This window comes from Rhizobium sp. P1_E6, assembly GCF_056405875.1.
Window position 1 is genome coordinate 1 of record NZ_JBFUBG010000183.1, and the last position, 4,566, is coordinate 4,566.

The 4,566-nt window shown below is 61.6% G+C and carries 3 protein-coding genes and 1 pseudogene; all 4 read right to left on the reverse strand.

What is annotated here, in order from left to right; genetic code table 11:
* Nucleotides 1–275: 275 nt before the first annotated feature.
* Nucleotides 276–917: a carbonic anhydrase gene (locus tag AC1D35_RS34800; protein ID WP_477942444.1), complete on the reverse strand. Its 642-nt coding sequence runs from the start codon at nucleotides 915–917 to the stop codon at nucleotides 276–278.
* A gap of 131 nt (nucleotides 918–1,048) precedes the next feature.
* A complete protein-coding gene (locus tag AC1D35_RS34805; protein WP_477942446.1) occupies nucleotides 1,049–2,539 on the reverse strand; it encodes an NAD(P)(+) transhydrogenase (Re/Si-specific) subunit beta in 1,491 nt (496 codons plus the stop codon).
* 22 nt (nucleotides 2,540–2,561) lie between these two features.
* The gene (locus tag AC1D35_RS34810; RefSeq protein ID WP_477942448.1) at nucleotides 2,562–4,136 is read right to left on the reverse strand and encodes a Re/Si-specific NAD(P)(+) transhydrogenase subunit alpha; all 1,575 of its coding nucleotides are present in this window, start codon (nucleotides 4,134–4,136) and stop codon (nucleotides 2,562–2,564) included.
* A gap of 227 nt (nucleotides 4,137–4,363) precedes the next feature.
* A pseudogene (locus AC1D35_RS34815) lies at nucleotides 4,364–4,566 on the reverse strand (NAD-dependent dehydratase); the annotation flags it as partial.

Genomic DNA, 4,566 nt, shown 5'->3' on the forward strand with positions numbered 1-4,566 from the left:
CTCCAAAGAGAGTGGAGTCGGCGGGAACCTGAATAATCTGTCTCGTCATTGTAGGGCTCCTTGTTGCGATATGGGCCGTCGCCGGCATGCCCGCGTGGTGTTTCACACTCTCGCCGCATGCCAAAAGGACAAATTTCCCTCAAAAATGGCCATCGCAATAAAGGTTCGCAAAAGGGGACTTATTGCGGACATTTCATGCAGTTGCGGAGAAAACCCTGACGGTATCGTGAATTCACGTTACCGCTCTGGTCCCATGCTTTGGGGTCCAATCCGTCCTACACCTGGAGCTCCTGCCGGCCAAAATCGCCGCTTGCTGGATCCATCACCCAGAGCTCGCCGGTCGAAATGTCAAACCAGGCGCCATGCAGCTGCAATTGCCCTTCTGTTTCCCGCTTCCGGATTTCGGGAAAGCTGCGCAGATTGGTGAGGGAGTTTCGTATGGATACCCGCTCCAACGCCGTCTGGCGCTCGGCAGGCGTCATCACCTCGTTGCTTTGGATCTGCTTCGCCGCTGATTTGACGAGCGACATCCAGCGGCCGATGAAATTGCCTGGCGAAAGCGGCTCCGCATTCGGATCGAGTGCCGCCTTGACGCCGCCACAGCGACCATGACCCAGAACGACAATATCCGTCACATTGAGTGCGAGCACTGCGAATTCGAGTGCCGATGACGTTGCATGCAGTTGCCCGTCCGGCTCGTAAGGGGGCACCATGTTGGCGACATTGMGGATGACGAAGAGCTCGCCAGGGCCTGCGTCGAAGATCGTCTCGGGTGCAGAACGGGAGTCCGAACAGGCGATCACGAGGGTCTTGGGGCTTTGCCCTTCTTCTGCAAGGCTGCGATAGCGCTCGCGTTCAAAATGACCACTCATGAAATTGCGATAGCCGTTTAAAAGAGAGGAAGGAAAGTTCTGCATTCCATCGGTTCCCGTGTCGCTGATCATGAAAAGGTGCACCCGCCAGCGCGGCGTGAAGAGCGGAGCGATTGAGCGGATGTCGGAGCGGGTGATCGCTGTGCTTTTTCTTGCCGCTCGTTTGGAGCACATGATCAGGCGACCAGCGCCAGCAGTCGATCGATGCTCTTTTTTGCGTCGCCGTAGAACATGCGTGTGTTGTCCTTGAAGAAGAGCGGGTTTTCGATGCCGGAATAACCGGTCCCCTGGCCTCGTTTGGAGACGAAGACCTGTTTTGCCCTCCAGACTTCGAGAACGGGCATGCCGGCGATGGGGGAGTTGGGGTCTTCCTGTGCGGCGGGATTGACGATGTCGTTGGAGCCGATGACGATGACGACGTCGGTCTCGTGGAAGTCGTCGTTGATCTCGTCCATTTCGAGCACGATGTCATAGGGCACCTTGGCCTCGGCCAGCAGCACGTTCATGTGGCCTGGCAGTCGTCCGGCGACCGGATGGATGGCGAAGCGGACGGTCTTGCCGGCTGCCCTGAGCTTGCGGGTGAGTTCGGAGACGGCCTGCTGGGCCTGGGCGACCGCCATGCCATAACCCGGCACGATGATGACGCTGTCGGCATCGTTGAGGGCGGAAGCGACGCCATCGGCATCGATGGCGATCTGCTCGCCTGATATCTCCATGGCCGGGCCAGCGGTTGCGCCGAAGCCGCCGAGGATGACGGAGACGAAGGAACGGTTCATCGCCTTGCACATGATGTAGGAGAGGATGGCGCCCGAGGAGCCGACCAGGGCGCCGGTGACGATGAGAAGATCGTTGCCGAGGGTAAAGCCGATCGCCGCCGCCGCCCAGCCGGAATAGGAGTTCAGCATGGAGACGACGACGGGCATGTCGGCGCCGCCGATGCCCATGATCAGGTGATAGCCGATGAAGAAGGCAAGCACCGTCATCGAGATCAGTGCCCAGGCATTGCCACTGTTGGCATAGACGATGAGCAGAGCGAAGGAGAGAATGGCCGCGCCGGCATTGAGCACATGGCCGCCCGGCAGCTTCCTGGCCTTGCCGTCCACCTTGCCGGCAAGCTTGCCGAAGGCGATGACCGAACCGGTGAAGGTGACGGCGCCGATGAAGATGCCGACAAAGACCTCGACCTTCATGATCGCAAGCTCGACCGGGCTCTTGTGGGCAAGGATGCCGGCAAAGCCACCAAGGGCTGCCCGGGCCGTCTCGTCCATGGCGGCGATACGGGCCGCCTCGAGATGGGCGTTGAAGCCGATGAAGACGGCGGCCAGGCCGACGAAGGAATGGAGGGCTGCGACAAGCTGCGGCATCTCGGTCATCTGCACCCGGCTTGCGACCATGGTGCCGAGGAGCGCGCCGCCGGCGATCACGGCGAGGACGACGAGCCAGGAGCTGGTGCTCTTGCCGATCTCTGTACCGACGGCCTCGGACGCGAGGATCTGGGATCCGAGAACCTGGGGTCCAAAGACCGTGACGAAGACGGCAAGCGCCATGCCGGCCATGCCGTACCAGACGGCGCGCTTGGCGCTTTCCTGACCGGAGAGCCCGCCGAGCGAGAGGATGAAGAGAACGGCGGCGCAAACATAGGCGGCCGAAACGATACCGATGGTCATGATTATTCCCCCTTATGGCCGCTCAGGACCTCTGGAACATGGCGAGCATGCGCCGTGTCACCAGGAAGCCGCCGACGATATTGATGGTGGCGATCAGCACCGAGAAGGCTGCCAGCACTTCCACCAGGAGTTCGCTTGAGCCAATCTGCAAGAGCGCGCCGAGGATGACGATGCCGGAGATGGCGTTCGTCACCGCCATCAGCGGCGTGTGCAGCGAATGCGAGACGTTCCAGATCACCTGGAAGCCGATGAAGCAGGCGAGCATGAAGACCACGAAATGGCTCATGAAGCTTTCCGGGGCATAGGCGCCGACGAGCAACAGCAGCGCCGTGCCGGCGACAAGCAGCAGGCCCTGGTTGCGGGTCTGCGCCTTGAAGGCGGCGCTCTCTTGCGCCCGCTTCTCCTCGGGCGTCGGCTCCTTCACCTTCTCCCTGGGCTTGCTGGCGGCAATCGCCTGGATCTTCGGCGGTGGCGGCGGATAGGTGATGGTCCCCTCAAAGGTGACGGTCGCACCACGGATGACATCGTCTTCCATGTTGTGGACGAGCCTGCCGTCCTTGCCCGGCGTCAGGTCGGCCATCATGTGGCGGATATTGTTGGCATAGAGCGTCGAGGCCTGGGCTGCCATGCGGCTCGGGAAATCCGTATAGCCGACCACCACGACGCCGTTGTCGGACACGACCTTCTGGTCGGCGACGGTCAGATCGCAATTGCCGCCGCGCTCGGCGGCAAGGTCGATGATGACGGAGCCGGGCTTCATGGCCGCCACCATGTCGGCGAACCAGAGTTTTGGCGCATCGCGGCCGGGGATCAGCGCGGTGGTGATGACGATGTCGATCTGCGGCGCCAGCTCACGGAACTTGGCGAGCTGCTTGTCGCGGAATTCCGGCGAGGAGGGAGCCGCATAGCCGCCGGTCGCAGCACCGTCTGTCGCCTGGTCGGCAAAGTCGAGATAGACGAACTCGGCGCCCATGCTTTCGATCTGCTCGGCCACTTCCGGGCGCACGTCGAAGGCATAGGTGACGGCGCCGAGCGCGGTCGCCGTGCCGATCGCCGCCAGGCCAGCGACACCGGCGCCGATGACCAGGACCTTTGCCGGCGGCACCTTGCCGGCGGCCGTCACCTGGCCGGTGAAGAAGCGCCCGAAATTGTTGCCGGCCTCGATCACCGCCCGGTAGCCGGCGATATTGGCCATGGACGACAGCGCATCCATCTTCTGGGCGCGGGAAATGCGCGGCACCATGTCCATGGCGATGACATTGGCGCCCCTGCGCCTTGCCTGTTCCAGAAGCTCCCGGTTCTGGGCCGGATAGAAGAAGGAGATCAGCGTCTGGCCGGCGCGAAGCTGCTCGACCTCGGAAGGCTCCGGTGCCCGCACCTTGGCGATGACGTCGCAGCGCGCGTAAAGCTCGACAGCGCTCGAAACCACTGTCACGCCTGCCGCGCGATAGGCATCGTCCGAAAAGCCCGCCCCCTCACCTGCCCCAGCCTCGATCAGACAATCATGGCCAAGCTTGCCAAGATGAAACGCACTCTCTGGCGTCAGCGATGCACGTCGCYCATTTTCGGAAACTTCTTTCAGCGCACCAAGTTTCATGTCGGCTGCCCCTTCAATAAAAACGGCCGATTGAGCGCCGCTGCGGTTAAACGGTGATAGTTGCGATCGCGTTCGACGATCAGGCGAGATGGGACGGGCTCGTCCCATTGGCCGTTGTCCTCACGCAGCCTCGCCAATCGTGGCGAGGCTGCGTCCTGCTTGCTTGGGAGGCAGGCGACCTGACGGAAATTTCAGCCCGAGAGCCTGAAGATCCCCTCGCGGCTCGATCAGACGGGCGCTGGAATAACTCGCTTTTCAATCAGGCTCGTAAAGTGCTCCTTGAACATGTCTTCCGTGTCGATACAGTCTGAAAAGCCGTGTTTGCGCGCCTTGATCGTGCTGGTGATGTTGTCGTAGGGGGTCTTCAGGACGAGATCGCCGAAGTTCCAGTTTGCGATTTCGTCGTATCCGTAAGGCGCAAGACCATGAT